General features: G+C 72.2%; 11 protein-coding genes. 7 read left to right on the top strand and 4 right to left on the bottom strand.

Features of this window, described 5'->3' with window-relative positions:
- The first annotated feature begins 127 nt into the window (after positions 1–127).
- Together ACFYYH_RS10120 and ftsY are read left to right on the top strand one after the other, a co-directional pair.
- On the top strand, positions 128–1,546 hold the full coding sequence (locus ACFYYH_RS10120) for a sugar porter family MFS transporter (protein WP_388548384.1): 1,419 nt from the start codon (positions 128–130) through the stop codon (positions 1,544–1,546).
- A gap of 81 nt (positions 1,547–1,627) precedes the next feature.
- Complete coding sequence (gene ftsY, locus ACFYYH_RS10115; RefSeq protein WP_388548381.1) at positions 1,628–2,842, top strand: signal recognition particle-docking protein FtsY; 1,215 nt, start codon at positions 1,628–1,630, stop codon at positions 2,840–2,842.
- A 118-nt stretch (positions 2,843–2,960) separates the two neighbouring features.
- On the opposite strand, the gene ACFYYH_RS10110 is transcribed toward ftsY, so the two are convergent.
- A complete protein-coding gene (locus ACFYYH_RS10110) occupies positions 2,961–3,617 on the bottom strand; it encodes a bifunctional DNA primase/polymerase (RefSeq protein WP_388548378.1) in 657 nt (218 codons plus the stop codon).
- A gap of 427 nt (positions 3,618–4,044) precedes the next feature.
- Between ACFYYH_RS10110 and ACFYYH_RS10105 the strand changes: the two genes are divergently transcribed.
- From ACFYYH_RS10105 to ffh, 5 genes are all read left to right on the top strand, one after another.
- Positions 4,045–5,523, top strand: coding sequence for a hypothetical protein (locus tag ACFYYH_RS10105; protein ID WP_388548376.1), 1,479 nt, complete (start codon positions 4,045–4,047; stop codon positions 5,521–5,523).
- Between the two features lie 312 nt (positions 5,524–5,835).
- On the top strand, positions 5,836–7,122 hold the full coding sequence (locus tag ACFYYH_RS10100; RefSeq protein WP_388548374.1) for an ammonium transporter: 1,287 nt from the start codon (positions 5,836–5,838) through the stop codon (positions 7,120–7,122).
- Positions 7,119–7,457: a P-II family nitrogen regulator gene (locus ACFYYH_RS10095; protein WP_030351756.1), complete on the top strand. Its 339-nt coding sequence runs from the start codon at positions 7,119–7,121 to the stop codon at positions 7,455–7,457. The genes ACFYYH_RS10100 and ACFYYH_RS10095 overlap by 4 nt, the downstream gene beginning before the upstream one ends.
- A gap of 16 nt (positions 7,458–7,473) precedes the next feature.
- Positions 7,474–9,924 carry a [protein-PII] uridylyltransferase gene (locus ACFYYH_RS10090; RefSeq protein WP_388548371.1) on the top strand — a complete coding sequence of 817 codons (2,451 nt, stop codon included), beginning with the start codon at positions 7,474–7,476 and terminating at the stop codon, positions 9,922–9,924.
- A 330-nt stretch (positions 9,925–10,254) separates the two neighbouring features.
- Positions 10,255–11,811, top strand: coding sequence for a signal recognition particle protein (gene ffh / locus ACFYYH_RS10085; RefSeq protein WP_388548369.1), 1,557 nt, complete (start codon positions 10,255–10,257; stop codon positions 11,809–11,811).
- 136 nt (positions 11,812–11,947) lie between these two features.
- Here ffh and ACFYYH_RS10080 read toward each other — a convergent pair whose 3' ends face one another.
- From ACFYYH_RS10080 to ACFYYH_RS10070, 3 genes are all read right to left on the bottom strand, one after another.
- The gene (locus ACFYYH_RS10080; protein WP_388548366.1) at positions 11,948–13,216 is read right to left on the bottom strand and encodes a phosphopentomutase; all 1,269 of its coding nucleotides are present in this window, start codon (positions 13,214–13,216) and stop codon (positions 11,948–11,950) included.
- A gap of 107 nt (positions 13,217–13,323) precedes the next feature.
- Positions 13,324–14,487 (bottom strand): alanine racemase, encoded by a 1,164-nt coding sequence (locus ACFYYH_RS10075; protein ID WP_388548364.1) that lies wholly within the window; start codon positions 14,485–14,487, stop codon positions 13,324–13,326.
- A 2-nt stretch (positions 14,488–14,489) separates the two neighbouring features.
- Complete coding sequence (locus tag ACFYYH_RS10070) at positions 14,490–15,593, bottom strand: aminotransferase class V-fold PLP-dependent enzyme (protein WP_388548362.1); 1,104 nt, start codon at positions 15,591–15,593, stop codon at positions 14,490–14,492.

Raw genomic sequence — 15,593 nt, 5'->3', positions numbered from 1 at the left:
CTCTCGGCGCGCCGGACCGTTTCCGTCTCCGGGTGGTGGGCAGCCGGGGGGTGTGCCCCACTGGAGGGGCTCGCCGCACCCCCTCGACGCTCGGGCCGGCACGGCCGGGGCGGCCCCAGGAGACCATGTGACCAGCACAGCGAAGACCCCGCCGGCCGGAGACCGGGCCGCTCACCCGGAACACCTGAGCCATGTCGTCTTCATCACGGCCGCGGCCGCGATGGGCGGTTTCCTCTTCGGCTACGACAGTTCGGTGATCAACGGTGCCGTCGAGGCCATCCGCAGCCGGTACGACATCGGCTCCGCGGTCCTCGCCCAGGTCATCGCCGTCGCGCTGATCGGCTGTGCGATCGGCGCGGCCACGGCGGGCCGGATCGCCGACCGGATCGGCCGCATTCGCTGTATGCAGATCTCCGCGGCCCTCTTCACCATCAGCGCGATCGGCTCGGCGCTCCCCTTCGACATCTACGACCTCGCCGTCTGGCGGATCATCGGCGGCTTCGCGATCGGCATGGCGTCGGTGATCGGCCCCGCGTACATCGCCGAGGTCTCCCCGGCCGCCTACCGGGGCCGGCTCGGCTCCTTCCAGCAGGCGGCGATCGTCATCGGTATCGCGGTCTCCCAGCTCGTCAACTTCGGCATCCTCCAGCTCGCCGACGGCGACCAGCGCGGCCAACTCCTGGGCCTCGAGGCCTGGCAGTGGATGCTCGGGGTGATGGTGGTGCCCGCGCTGCTGTACGGGCTGCTCACCCTCGCCATCCCCGAGTCGCCGCGCTATCTGATCTCCGTGGGCCGCACCCAGCGCGCCCGGCAGGTGCTCGCCGAGGTCGAGAACGAGGACGTCGACCTGGACGCCCGGGTCGCCGAGATCGAGCGCGCGATGCGCCGAGAGCACAAGGCCGCGTTCAGGGATCTGAGGGGCGGCCGCTTCTCCTTCCTGCCCATCGTCTGGGTGGGTATCGGGCTGTCCATGTTCCAGCAGCTCGTCGGCATCAATGTCGCCTTCTACTACTCGGCGACGCTCTGGCAGTCGGTCGGCATCGATCCGTCCAGCTCCTTCCTCTACTCGTTCACCACCTCGATCGTGAACATCATCGGCACCGTGATCGCGATGGTGCTGGTGGACCGCGTGGGGCGCAGGCCGCTCGCGCTCGTCGGCTCGGCCGGGATGGCGCTCGCGCTCGCCTGTGAGGCCTGGGCGTTCTCCGCCCCCCTCGTCAACGGCAAGCTGCCTGCCGCCGAGGGCACCGTCGCGCTGGTCGCGGCCCATGTGTTCGTGCTCTTCTTCGCACTGTCCTGGGGTGTCGTCGTCTGGGTCTTCCTCGGCGAGATGTTCCCGAACAGGATCAGGGCGGCGGCGCTCGGCGTCGCGGCGGCGGCCCAGTGGATCGCCAACTGGGCGATCACGGCGAGCTTCCCGAGCCTGGCCGACTGGAACCTCTCGGGGACCTATGTCATCTACACCTGCTTCGCCGTGCTCTCCATCCCCTTCGTGCTGCTGTTCGTCAAGGAGACCAAGGGCAGGACGCTGGAGGAGATGGGCTGACGCGTCCGGATCACGAGGAGGTGTTTGTGCGATCCTCTGAGACCAGGGCCGGGACCGGCCGTGGCTGATACTGGGAGCGTTATGGAACTCGTCATCCTTGTTGTAGTCATCGCCCTGGTCGCGGTCGGCGCGATCGGCGGGCTCGTGGTCGGCAGCCGCAGAAAGAGGAAGCTGCCGCCCCCGCCCCCGTCGAGTACGCCGACCATCACAGCCCCGCCCGCCGAACCGCAGCTCGGCGACGAGGCCGAGGAGCCGCGCGACGAGTCGCGCCGCACCATCGAGGAGGTCGGCCTCCCCGACTCCGCCGGCACCCGGGTCGTGGTCGAGGACTCGGCCGTCGCCGAGGCGCTCGCGCCGGCGATCGAGATCCCGGAACCGACGGAGGGCCGGCTGATCCGGCTGCGCGCCCGGCTCGCGCGCTCGCAGAACTCCCTCGGCAAGGGCCTGCTGACACTGCTGTCCCGTGAGCACCTGGACGAGGAGACCTGGGAGGAGATCGAGGACACCCTCCTCACCGCGGACGTCGGTGTCGCGCCCACCCAGGAACTGGTCGGGCGGCTGCGGGAGCGGGTCCGGGTGCTCGGCACCCGGACGCCGGACGAGCTGCGCACCCTCCTCAGGGAGGAGCTGATCCAGCTTCTCGGCACGGACCTCGACCGCGCGGTGAAGACCGAGAGCGTGCTGGACACGCCGGCCGTCGTGATGGTCGTCGGGGTCAACGGCACCGGGAAGACCACGACCACCGGCAAGCTGGCGCGGGTGCTGGTCGCGGACGGGCGCTCGGTGGTGCTCGGCGCGGCCGACACGTTCCGTGCGGCGGCGGCCGATCAGCTCCAGACCTGGGGGGAGCGGGTCGGCGCGCGTACGGTACGCGGCCCCGAGGGCGGCGACCCGGCGTCGATCGCCTTCGACGCGGTCAAGGAGGGCATCGCGGAGGGCGCGGATGTCGTCCTGATCGACACCGCGGGCCGGCTGCACACCAAGACCGGGCTGATGGACGAGCTGGGCAAGGTCAAGCGGGTCGTGGAGAAGCACGGGCCGCTGGACGAGGTGCTGCTGGTCCTGGACGCGACCACCGGGCAGAACGGGCTGGTGCAGGCCCGGGTGTTCGCCGAGGTCGTGGACATCACGGGCATCGTGCTGACGAAGCTGGACGGTACGGCGAAGGGCGGCATCGTGATCGCGGTGCAGCGGGAGCTGGGCGTACCGGTGAAGCTGGTGGGGCTGGGCGAGGGCGCCGACGATCTGGCGCCGTTCGAGCCCGAGGCGTTCGTGGACGCGCTGATCGGGGACTGAGCCGCTGATCGGGGACTGAGCCGTGGTGGCGTACGCCGTGTGCCGTACGCCGCGGGCGCGGGCCGCGGGCGGAGGCCGGGGGTGTCCTGGAGGGCCGTCCCCGTCTCCCGCCCGCGCTTCAGGGCGTCGACGAGCGATGGCAGATATACGCCAGGGTGCCCAGCAGCAGCCGGGCCTGGGGCGGGTCGGCCGCGTTGTCCAGTGACGGCGGGCGCAGCCAGCGGACCGGGCCCAGCCCCGCCACCTCCGAGGGCGGTGCCAGGACATGGCTGCCCGCGCCCAGGCAGCGCAGATCCAGATCGGCGTCGTCCCAGCCCATCCGGTAGAGCAGCTCGGGCAGTTCCGCCGCGGCGCCGGGCGCGACGAAGAAGTGGGCGCGGCCGGCCGGGGTCGCCATCACCGGGCCCAGGGGCAGGCCCATCCGTTCGAGCCGCACCAGCGCGCGGCTGCCCGCCTGCTCCGCCACGTCGATGATGTCGAAGCCCCGGCCCACCGGGAGCAGCACCGCCGCGCCCGGCGCCCGCGACCAGGCCCGGGTGACCTCGTCGAGCGTGGCGCCCGCCGGCACCTCGGGGCGGGGGTCCGGCGCGTGGGCGCCGGGTGAGGCGCGGTCCGCCGCGCCGCGGGAGCACGCGCCGCCCGCGGCCCGCGTGCCGAGCACGACGTCCCAGCCCCACAGCCCCGTGTACTCCGCCACCGCGGTGCACTCCGTGGCGCGGCCGCGACGCCGTGAGCCGGACCGCATGTCCCGGATGCCGCCGATCGTGAAGCCCATGCCCCCTCCAACGGGTCGAACTCGCCGGTGGTTACGTCTCGCAGTCTGCCCGTGACACTCCGTCGCCAGCGGGGCGGTACGGGCGGCGTGAGGTGGCACTTGGGGGCGCGCGAACCGATTTACGCGCCCCGGCGCACAGCGCTCGGCGGGCTGGTGGTCCCTGTGTGTCAAGTCAATCGCGCCGCGCGGGAGGTGAGTTCATTCGAAGGGGTGGCGAATGGTGGCGTTTGTGGAATCGCCCTCGCCGGACGGGTGATCGTAGGATTACTTTCAGTGCACGGACCGTGGGGAAAAGCACACGCGTGGGTATGCCGGGGGCAACTCGGTTTCCTGTTCGAAGGAGTGCAACCTCGGGACAGGCGGCCACGATTCACGGCATTCTGGTACCGGTTCGCGCGACAGGGTTTCAGCGGATGGGGGCGTTCCCGTGGGCGGCAGCGGCGCAGGCGGTACGAATACCGGCAAGCGTCCGAATGACCAACTCGGCTCGTGGTTCCTGCGCAGCGGCTGGTCGAAAGGCGAACTGGCACGTCAGGTCAACCGCAGAGCACGGCAGATGGGCGCGCACCACATCAGCACGGACACCTCGCGCGTACGCCGCTGGCTCGACGGCGAGCAGCCGCGCGAACCGATCCCGCGCATTCTCTCCGAACTGTTCTCCGAGCGCTTCGGCACCGTGGTCGGCATCGAGGAACTCGGACTGCGCGCCGCGCACCAGTCGCCCTCGGCGTCCGGGGTCGACCTGCCCTGGGCCGGACCGCAGACCGTCGCCCTGATCAGTGAATTCTCCCGCAGTGATCTGATGCTCGCGCGGCGCGGTTTCCTCGGCACCTCACTGGGACTGGCCGCGGGCCCCGCCCTGGTCGAGCCCATGCAGCGCTGGCTGGTGCCCGTACCGGCGGGCGATCCGGGCGGGCCGGAGCCCGAGGCCGTCCCCTCGCACCGGCCGTCCAAGCTCTCCGGGCCCGAGCTGGAACTGCTGGAGTCGACCACCAGGATGTTCCGCCAGTGGGACGCCCAGTGCGGCGGCGGTCTGCGGCGCAAGGCCGTCGTGGGCCAGCTCCACGAGGTGACCGATCTGCTCCAGGAACCGCAGCCCGAGGCCACCGCGCGACGGCTCTTCCGGTGCGCGGCCGAACTGGCCGAACTGGCCGGCTGGATGAGTTATGACGTCGGACTCCAGCCCAATGCGCAGAAATACTTCGTCCTCGCCCTGCACGCGGCCAAGGAGGCCGGGGACAAACCGCTCGGCTCGTACATCCTCTCGTCGATGAGCCGTCAGATGATTCATCTCGGACGGCCCGACGACGCGTTGGAACTGATCCATCTCGCGCAGTACGGCAGCCGTGACTGCGCCACCCCCCGGACCCAGGCGATGCTGTATGCGATGGAGGCCCGCGCGTACGCCAACATGGGGCAGCCGGGCAAGTGCAAGCGGGCCACCAGGATGGCCGAGGACAGCTTCTCCGACGCCGGGCTCGACGGTGAGCCGGAGCCCGACTGGATCCGCTTCTTCTCGGAGGCCGAGCTCCACGCGGAGAACGCCCACTCGTACCGCGATCTGGCCTATGTCGCCGGCCGCAGCCCCACCTACGCCTCCCTCGCCGAACCCCTCATGCGGCGCGCCGTCGACCTGTTCGAGAAGGACGAGGAGCACCAGCGGTCGTATGCGCTGAACCTGGTCGGCATGGCCACCGTCCACCTCCTCAAGAGGGAGCCCGAGCAGTCCACCGCCCTGGCGGAGCTGGCCCTGGAGGTGGCGCGCAAGGTGCGCTCCGAGCGGGTCAACACCCGGCTGCGCAAGACGGTGGACACCGCCGCCAGGGACTTCTCCGAGGTCGCCGAGGTCGTCGGTCTCACCGATCTGCTCACCGCCCGGCTCCCCGAGTCCGCCGAGGCGGTCTGAGGCGGCGGGCCCGCCCGCCGGCCGTCGAGGCTCCGGCCGCGGCTGTCACCCCGTACAGCCCGACACGGCTCCCCCGCCGCCAGGTCAGCAGGGTGAGGGCCGCGGCCGGTTTCCGATGTCCGCAGAGGGTATCCGGGTCCGCCGCGGCGATCCGCCGGTTCATCGTCTCGTAACACGCGGGAAGCCTTCGTCACGGGTGTGAAACATCGAGCGGCACTGACGGAAACCGCGTTGCGCCAATCTCCTCAGCACAAGTCGGCCCATACCTTGAGCATCCGCACGGGCCGTTCCGACCGCGAGGAGACGCTGGCCTTGAATGGCGCAGATACCGCATTCGTACTGATCAGTGCCGCGCTCGTCATGCTGATGACGCCCGGCCTGGCATTTTTCTACGGCGGCATGGTGCGGGTGAAGAGCGCCCTCAACATGCTCATGATGTCCTTGATCTCGCTCGGTATCGTCAGCGTGCTGTGGGTGCTGTACGGATACTCGCTCACCTTTGGTGACGACATCGGCGGCGGGCTCCTGGGCAACTTCGACCACATCGGTTTCCAGGGCATTTCGGTCGACACGCTGACCGGGGGCAAGGAAGGCATTCCCGTCTTCGCCTTCGCCCTCTTCCAGCTCATGTTCGCCGTGCTCACCCCCGCGCTGATAAGCGGAGCCCTGGCCGACCGGGTGAAGTTCAGCGCCTGGGCGCTGTTCATCACCCTCTGGGTCTCCGTGGTGTACTTCCCGGTCGCCCACTGGGTCTGGCAGTCGGACGGCTGGCTCTTCAAGCTCGGCGTCATCGACTTCGCCGGTGGTACGGCCGTTCATATCAACGCCGGTGTCGGCGCCCTCGCGGCCGTTCTCGTCGTCGGCAAGCGGATCGGATTCAAGAAGGACCCGATGCGGCCGCACAACCTGCCGCTCGTCGTCCTCGGCGCCGGTCTGCTGTGGTTCGGCTGGTTCGGCTTCAACGCCGGCTCCGCGCTGGCCGCCAACGGCACCGCCGCCGTGATGGCCTTCAACACCCAGATCGCCACCGGCGCCGCGATGCTCGGCTGGCTGATCTACGAGCGCATCCGGCACGGCGCGTTCACCACGCTGGGCGCCGCCTCCGGCGCGGTCGCGGGTCTGGTCGCCATCACCCCGTCCGGTGCCGCCGTCAACCCCTTCGGCGCCCTGCTCATCGGTGTCGTGGCCGGCGCCGTCTGCTCCTGGGCCGTCAGCCTCAAGTTCAAGCTGGGCTACGACGACTCCCTCGACGTGGTCGGTGTCCACCTCGTCGGCGGTGTGATCGGCACCCTGCTCGTCGGTCTCCTCGCGATCGACGGCGTCGGTGGCGGCTCGCAGCTCGGCAAGCAGGCCGTCGGTGCGTTCTCGGTGATGGCGTACTCCTTCGTGGTCTCCTGGATCCTCGCGAAGATCGTCGATGTCACCATCGGCTTCCGCGCCTCCGAGGACGACGAGACCAGCGGTGTGGACATGGCCTTCCACGCGGAGACGGCGTACGACTACAGCGCGGTGGGAGGGTCCCCCTCGGGCCGTAGTAGCGTGCCCGCCGCCAACCAGGACGGGATCGCCGCGGCGACGAACAAGAAGGTGGACGCATGAAGCTCATCACCGCAGTCGTGAAGCCTCACAGGCTGGACGAGATCAAGGAGGCCCTCCAGGCCTTCGGAGTCCAGGGGCTCACGGTCACGGAGGCCAGCGGGTACGGCCGGCAGCGCGGTCACACCGAGGTCTACCGGGGTGCGGAGTACACCGTCGACCTCGTACCGAAGATCCGCATAGAGGTGCTGGTCGAGGACGGGGACGCGGAACAGCTCATCGACGTGGTGGTGAAGGCCGCCCGCACCGGCAAGATCGGTGACGGGAAGGTATGGAGCGTGCCGGTCGACACGGCGGTCCGGGTCCGGACCGGCGAGCGCGGTCCGGACGCACTCTAGAGACGGGAACGACTGGGTGACGAGCCTCGAAGAGACGACCGGACAGACAGACTCGGGACCCAGCGGCTATGCGGCGGCCCGGCTGCGCCTTCTCCAGGAGAAGACGCAGCCAGGGCCGCCGCGCCGTACCGCCCTGGCCCGGCTGACCGACGACTGGCTGAACGCGCTGTTCACCACCGCCGCTCAGGAGGCCGGGGTACGCGGCGCGGCCCTCGTGGCCGTCGGCGGCTACGGACGGGGAGAGCTGTCCCCGCGCAGCGACCTCGATCTGCTCCTCCTGCACGACGGCAAGTCCGGCCCGGGTGCCATCGCGGCCCTCGCCGACCGGGTCTGGTACCCGGTCTGGGACCTCGGACTCGCCCTCGACCACTCCGTACGCACCCCCGCCGAGGTCCGCAGGACCGCGGCCGAGGACCTCAAGGTGCAGCTCGGACTCCTCGACGCCCGGCATGTCGCGGGCGACCTGGGCCTGGTCACCGGGGTGCGCACCGCGATCCTCGCCGACTGGCGCAACACCGCGGCCAAGCGCCTCCCCGCCCTGGACGAACTGTGCCGCGAGCGGGCCGAGCGCCAGGGCGAACTGCAGTTCCTGCTGGAGCCCGACCTCAAGGAGGCCAGGGGCGGCCTGCGGGACGCCACCGCGCTGCGCGCCGTCGCCGCGTCCTGGCTCGCGGACGCGCCCCGCGAAGGGCTCGCCGACGCCCGCCGCGCCCTCCTCGACGTACGGGACGCCCTCCATCTCACGACGGGGCGCGCCACCGACCGGCTCGCCCTCCAGGAACAGGACCCCGTCGCCGAGGAGCTCGGCCTGCTCGACGCCGATGTCCTGCTGCGGCAGGTGTACGAGGCGGCGCGCACGGTCTCGTACGCCTCCGACGTCACCTGGCGCGAGGTCAACCGGGTGCTGCGCTCCCGGTCCGTACGCCCCCGGCTGCGGGCCATGCTGGGCAGCAAACCCGCCCCCGAGCGCACCCCGCTCGCCGACGGCGTCGTGGAGATGGACGGCGAGGCCGTGCTCGCCCGTACCGCGCGCCCCGAGCGGGACCCCGTCCTGCCCCTGCGGGCCGCGGCCGCCGCCGCCCAGGCCGGACTGCCGGTCTCGCTGCACGCCGTCCGCCGCCTGGCCCATGCCGCGAAGCCGCTGCCCGTGCCCTGGCCGGCCGAGGCCCGCGAGGAACTCGTCACCCTGCTCGGCGCCGGTGAGTCCACCGTCCCCGTCTGGGAGGCCCTCGAAGCCGAAGGCCTGATCACCCGGCTACTGCCCGACTGGGAGCGGGTGCGGTGCCGGCCCCAGCGCAACGCCGTCCACACCTGGACCGTCGACCGCCATCTCGTGGAGACCGCCGTCCAGGCCTCCTCGCTCACCCGCCGGGTGAGCCGTCCCGACCTGCTGCTGGTCTGCGCCCTGCTGCACGACATCGGCAAGGGCTGGCCCGGTGACCACTCCGTCGCCGGTGAGGTCATCGCCCGGGACGTCGCCGCCCGGATCGGCTTCGACCAGGAGGACATGGGCGTCATCGCCACGGTCGTACGCCACCATCTCCTGCTGATCGACACCGCGACCCGGCGCGATCTGGACGACCCCGCGACCGTCGCCTCCGTCGCCGCCCAGGTCGGCTCGGTCACCACCCTGGAACTGCTGCACGCCCTCACCGAGGCCGACGCGCTCGCCACCGGACCCGCGGCCTGGTCGTCCTGGCGCGCCTCGCTGGTCACGGATCTCGCCGAGCGGGTCGCCGCCGTCCTCGCGGGCGACGTCCTCGCCGAGCCCGAGCCCACCGCGCCCAGCGCCGAACAGGAGCGGCTGGCCGTCGAGGCGTTGCGCACCGGAGATCCGGTGCTCTCGCTCCGGGCCCAGGCCGAGGCCCGGCAGGAGGAGGACGGCACACCGGAGCCCGTCGGCGTCGAACTGCTCATCGCCCTGCCCGACCAGCCGGGCGTCCTGCCCGCCGCGGCCGGGGTGCTCGCCCTGCACCGGCTCACCGTACGGGCGGCCGATCTGCGCGCGGTCGAACTGCCCACGGAGCTGGGCGGGACCACCGACGTCCTGGTACTGAGCTGGCGCGTCGCGGCCGAGTACGGCTCGCTCCCGCAGGCCGCCCGGCTCCGCGCCGATCTCGTACGGGCCCTGGACGGTTCACTGGACATCCCCGCCAGGCTCGCCGAGCGCGAGGCCGCCTACCCGCGCCGCCGGGGCGTCCAGGCCCCGCCGCCCCGGGTGACGGTCGCGCCGACCGCCTCGCAGCTCGCGACGGTCATCGAGGTCCGCGCCCAGGACGCGCCGGGGCTGCTGCACCGCATCGGCCGCGCCCTGGAGGAGGCGGCGGTGCGGGTACGCAGCGCCCATGTCTCGACGCTGGGCGCGAACGCGGTGGACACGGTCTATGTCACGCGCGTGGACGGCTCCCCGCTCCCGGAGGCGGACGCGGTGGCACTGGCGAAGTCCCTGGAGGAGGCCCTCGGCTGACGCCCGCGCGTGCCGGGACCCCTCGCGGGGATCCCGGCGCGGACCGGCACCGGCACCAGTACCGGCACCGGTCCGCGACCGATGGGCCCGATGGGCCCGCGGCCGACGGGCCGACGGCCGGCCGATGACGGGCGGCCGACGGGCCGGCGACGAGTACCGGCGACGGGTGCCGGGGCACCGGCCGTACGGTGGAGCGTGCCACCCGTACGGCCGTGCCCGCCGCGGGGCAGACCCCACCGCACGCGGCCGGATACCCTGGGGGACGGTCTGTCCTTCACCGCGCGGGGACGGCCCCCTCATCCGCTCCCGACCTGAGGATCCGCGACCACCGTGTTCGACACTCTCTCCGACCGCCTCTCAGCGACGTTCAAGAACCTCCGCGGCAAGGGGCGACTGTCCGAGGCGGACATCGACGCCACCGCGCGCGAGATCCGTATCGCCCTCCTCGAAGCGGATGTCGCGCTGCCCGTCGTCCGCGCCTTCACCGCGAACCTCAAGGAGCGGGCCCGTGGGGCCGAGGTCTCCCGGGCCCTCAACCCCAGCCAGCAGATCCTCAAGATCGTCAACGAGGAACTGGTCGGCATCCTCGGCGGTGAGACCCGGGTCCTGCGCTTCGCCAAGCAGCCCCCGACCGTGATCATGCTCGCGGGTCTCCAGGGCGCGGGCAAGACCACACTGGCCGGAAAGCTCGGCCTCTGGCTGAAGGGCCAGGGCCACGCCCCGCTGCTGGTCGCCTGTGACCTCCAGCGCCCCAACGCCGTCAACCAGCTCTCCGTCGTCGCCGACCGCGCGGGTGTCGCGGTGTACGCGCCGGAGCCGGGCAACGGTGTCGGCGACCCGGTCAAGGTCGCCAGGGACTCCATCGAGTACGCCAGGACCAAGCAGTACGACGTCGTCGTCGTCGACACCGCGGGCCGTCTCGGTATCGACCAGGAGATGATGAAGCAGGCCGCGGACATCCGCGACGCCGTCAGCCCCGACGAGACGCTCTTCGTCGTCGACGCGATGATCGGCCAAGACGCGGTCAACACGGCGGAGGCCTTCCGCGACGGCGTCGGCTTCGACGGTGTCGTGCTCTCCAAGCTCGACGGCGACGCCCGCGGCGGCGCCGCCCTCTCCGTCGCGCATGTCACCGGCAAGCAGATCATGTTCGCGTCCAACGGCGAGAAGCTGGAGGACTTCGACGCCTTCCACCCGGACCGTATGGCGTCCCGCATCCTCGACATGGGTGACCTGCTCACCCTGATCGAGCAGGCGGAGAAGACGTTCAGCCAGGCCGAGGCCGAGAAGATGGCCTCCAAGCTGGCGAGCAGCAAGGGCGGCAAGGACTTCACGCTGGACGACTTCCTGGCCCAGATGGAACAGGTCAGGAAGATGGGCAGCATCAGCAAGCTGCTCGGGATGCTGCCCGGCATGGGGCAGATCAAGGACCAGATCAACAACATCGACGAGCGGGACGTGGACCGTACCGCCGCGATCATCAAGTCGATGACCCCCGGCGAGCGCACCGACCCGGTCATCATCAACGGCTCGCGCCGGGCCCGTATCGCCCGGGGCTCCGGTGTCGAGGTCAGCGCGGTGAAGAACCTGGTCGAGCGGTTCTTCGAGGCGCGCAAGATGATGTCGAGGATGGCGCAGGGCGGCGGGATGCCGGGCATGCCCGGGGTGCCCGGCATGGGGGGCGGGCCCGGCCGTACGAAGAAGAAGCAGAAGCAGGCCAAGGGCAAGCAGCGCTCCGGCAACCCGATGAAGCGGAAGGCCGAGGAGCAGGCCGCCGCCGCGCGGCGCGAGGAGGCCGCGCAGCCGGGCGGCGCGTTCGGGCTGCCGGCCGGGGAGCAGGACAAGAACTTCGAACTGCCCGACGAGTTCAAGAAGTTCATGGGCTGAGACGGCGGGGCCGGCCCGCTCGTCCGGTCAGCCCGCTCGCCCGGCCAGTCCGCTCGCCGGCCCGCCCGCCGCCCGGTGCGGCGCCGGGCGGGCACGGTCCGGCGGGGCGCCGGAGGTCTTGGCGCCCGTCGAGGTCTCAGCGGCCGGCGGGCCGTGACACGGGCCCGCCGGGTGCCCGGTCACCGGGCGCGGTCCGTACGGCACCGTTCGCCAGGGCCCCGGTGTCCAGGCCCAGTGACCACGCGGCCGTCGCGCCGACATCCGCCAGGGTCGGTGCGTCCGGCAGCCGTTCCACCCGGGCCGCGCCCGGCCGGTGCGTCAGCACGGGCACATACTCACGCGTGTGATGGGCATGGCCGATCGTCGGATCGTTGCCGTGGTCGCCGGTCACGATCAGCCGGTCGCCCGGCCGGTCCAGCAGTCCGATCAGCGCGGCCAGCCCCGCGTCGGTCCGCTCCAGGATCCGGCCGTAGCGCTCGGCGTCCTGCTGATGGCCCGCGAGATCCGTCTCCTGCACATTGGCGACGACGAGCGCGTCGCCCGGGGCGCGCACCACCGCCTCCAGGGTGTGCTCCAGGACGTCCGCCGTGGCGACCGCCGGCCGCCGTACCGCGCCCTCGCAGACGAGGATGTCCGCCGCCTTGCCGGCCAGGGTGACCGGGATACCGGCGCGGGCGGCCTGTTGGGGGAGCTGGCGGGTGTGGTCCAGCTCCGCGCCCAGATGCCGGACCTCGAGACCGCCGTTGCGGTAGAAGCCGCTGGCCGGGGTGTCGAGGCCGACCGTACCGCCGTCGCCTTCCCGGACGTACGCGGCGAGCGGCCCGTCCGCGTGGCCGCCGACGGCGATCACCCGGGCCACGGGCGCCACGGTCCGTACCGTACGGGCGACGCTGAGGACACGGTCGAAGGGCAGGTCCGTCAGGCGTCCTGACGCGTTCCAGTTGATGCCCGGATCGGCCTCCAGATTGTCGTGGACCAGCACGGAGCCGTCGACGACCAGCAGCGGACGGCCGTCGAGCCGTGCCACCCGGTGTCCGGCGGCCCCGAGCGCCGAGGCGACCTCGTCCAGGTGCTCGGCGAGCCGGGCCACCGTCACCCGGCTGAAGTCCGCGCCCATCATGGTCTGGTGCCCGGCGAAGGTGTCCGCGCCCGGATAGCCGAGGGCGGCCCGGCCCACGGCCACCGGAAGCGCCGTGTCCCGGGCCAGATCCCGGTGCGGACGGACCAGCCCGAGCCCCAGCGAACCGAGCGCGGGCAGCCGCAGCGGCCGGCCGAGCGCGGACCGGCAGTGGTCGAGGACATGCCCGCAGGTGTCGGCCGCGAGGTCGCCGGGCCGCAGCGCCCCGGCGTCGGGCATGGCGCCGATCCCGAATCCGTCGAGGACGACGATGACGGTCCTACTCATGTCCGCTCATGTCCTCGCTCATGTGCTCGCTCGTGTACTTGCCTGTGTGCCTGCTCGTACGCCTGCTCGTACGCCTGCTCAAGGGGTCACTCATGACGGACGGCTCCTCACAGGGCCCGGCCCCGGCTGTCGTACAGGCCGGTCAGCCGGGGTTCGCCGGCCGAGAGACCGGAGACGACCGCGACGGTCGAGCGGGTGACGAAGATCTGGGTGCGGAAGGCGAGTACGGCGGTGTCCCCGGCCCGGACCGCGCCGGGGGAGCCGGGCGCCGCGAGCAGCCGGTAGTAGTCGATGTTCTCGGCGGACGCGTCCTGTACCGGCAGGCGCAGCCCGGTGCGCGGCAGCAGGGCGTCGCGGATGCCCGCGCGCGGGTAGAAGCCGCCTCCGTACAGCGCGGGCCTGCCGTCCGCGAGGGTGTGGGCGACCTCGCTGACATACACATAGGCGGGCCGTTCCGGCTGGTCCGGGTCGACCGCGTGCAGCGGGGTGGTGCCGGTCAGGGAGTGGCCGGGCTCGCCATGGGTGGCGCCCAGCTCGGCCAGCAGCGGCAGGGTCGCCACGGCGGTGGCGCTCGGGGCGCTGAGCTTCAGCCCGCCGTGACCGCGCGCGGCGAGCGACTCCCGTGCCTTGAGGGCGAGTTCGAAGGTGGCGGTGGGGGCGGGGACCCCCGTCACCGGGTCGCAGAGCACACAGGGGAACGCGGTGACCCCCGCGATCCTGATGCCGGGAAGCCGTTCCGCGGCGACGGCGAAGTCGTCCAGGGCGTCGAGCGGCACACCGCCCTCCTGCCCGGGGTAGACCGAGCCCGCGGCGCCCTCGATCCGTACGAACACGTCCTGGACGAGGCCGAGTCCACGGGCGGCGTCCGAGACGGCCCGCGTGTTGGCGAGGTCGAAGACGGTCACGGCCTCCGGCCGCCAGGCGAGCATCCCCGGCAGCTCGCGGTGCGGGACCTGTACGAGATGGCCCAGGTTGCCGGCCCGTGCGCCGCCGGCGCGCAGGATCCGCGCCTCGGACGGATCGATCGCGGCGAAGCGCGGGATGTGCCGGGCGATCGCCCGGATCAGCGCGGGATTGCGGCCGAGCTGTTTGACGACGAACCAGAGCGAGAGCCCGAGCCGTTCGGCCTCGGCGGCCAGCAGCGCCGCGTTGGACTCGACGGCGTCGGCGTCCATGACATAGGTGTCGGGCGGAACGGCCCCGGACCGGTGGAGCGCGGCCGCCGTGTCGACGAGCGCGGGGTTGCGGGTGAGGACGGTGTCGAGGAACACGGTCAGCCCTTCAGCTCGTGCAGCGAACGGCGGAGGATCCCGATCACGAGATCGGCGCCGGCCCGCATGGGGTTGATCCGTACGGTCCAGTCGGCGAGTCCGGGTGCGTCCTCCAGCGACGAGGCGGACAACCGGTAGAAGAGCGGGGCGATCTCGTAGCGGGAGTTGGCCCCCACGGGGTAGGGCGCGGCGCCGTGGCGGGCGGCGACGGCGGGCAGTTCACGGGCCACCGGCCGGTCGAGCCGTACCAGCAGACAGCGGTCCTGGACGTTGGCGAGCCGTACCTCCGCGACCCCGGGCACCTCACCGGCCAGGAGCCGCTCCGCGACCTCCTGGCCCACCCGGGACTGGAGCGCCCACATGACGGGGACATGGGTGAGGGCGCGCAGCGCGTCGAGCGCCTGGTGGCCCTGGACCTGGCCGCCGCCCGAGTAGGTGTCGGCGCGTACGCGCGCGACGAGGTCGCGGGCGCCGACGACCGCGCCGACGCCCTCGGGGCCGTGCAGCTTGAAGAGCGAGAAGCAGGAGGCGTCCGCGCCCAGTTCCACCCCGCTGGCCGGTACGCGCATCACCGCGTAGTTGTCGTCCACGACGGTACGGACCCCGGCGGCGCGGCAGAGCGCGAGGATCTCGCCCGGATCGTAGGAGTCGGCGAGCCGCTGCCTGCTGTGCTGGACGTACGCCCAGCCGAACGCGCCGGACTCCAGGGCTCCCCGCAGGGCCGTGGGGTCGTTGAAGTCGGCCTCCGTGGTGCGGACCCCGAGTCCGCGCAGGGTGACGCCGGTCGTCCGGTAGACGGGGGCCCGGTGGATCAGCAGCGGGGTGCCGGGGGAGACGGCGGCCTGGAGCGCGGCCCGGATGGCGCCCGTTCCCGCGCCCTGGACGAGCGCGGCGTCCTCGGCGCCGAAGTGGTCGGCGAGCACGGCCTCGACCCGCGCGGTGGTACGGGGCCGGCCGAGCCCCGGTACGACACCGGCGTCGGCCTCGAAGAGCTGGGGGCCCTCGAAGTGGGCGGCGACGCACTCCAGCAGCCGGTGCTGGATCCGGACCGCGTCCTCCAGGGTCACCGTGGCCAGCGGGAAGGTCGGGGGAAGCTGTACGGACAT

Origin of the sequence: Streptomyces sp. NPDC002018, assembly GCF_042890865.1 — a bacterium.
Classification (GTDB): domain Bacteria; phylum Actinomycetota; class Actinomycetes; order Streptomycetales; family Streptomycetaceae; genus Streptomyces.
This window is presented reverse-complemented; position numbering and strand designations above follow the sequence as displayed.

Excerpts from the sequence above, each read along its gene's own strand:
- ftsY (WP_388548381.1), top strand. The coding sequence starts at position 1,628 with ATGGAACTCGTCATCCTTGTTGTAGTCATCGCCCTGGTCGCGGTCGGC.
- ACFYYH_RS10110 (WP_388548378.1), bottom strand. The coding sequence starts at position 3,617 with ATGGGCTTCACGATCGGCGGCATCCGGGACATGCGGTCCGGCTCACGG.
- ACFYYH_RS10095 (WP_030351756.1), top strand. The coding sequence starts at position 7,119 with ATGAAGCTCATCACCGCAGTCGTGAAGCCTCACAGGCTGGACGAGATC.
- ACFYYH_RS10080 (WP_388548366.1), bottom strand. The coding sequence starts at position 13,216 with ATGAGTAGGACCGTCATCGTCGTCCTCGACGGATTCGGGATCGGCGCC.
- ACFYYH_RS10070 (WP_388548362.1), bottom strand. The coding sequence starts at position 15,593 with ATGTCCGTACAGCTTCCCCCGACCTTCCCGCTGGCCACGGTGACCCTG.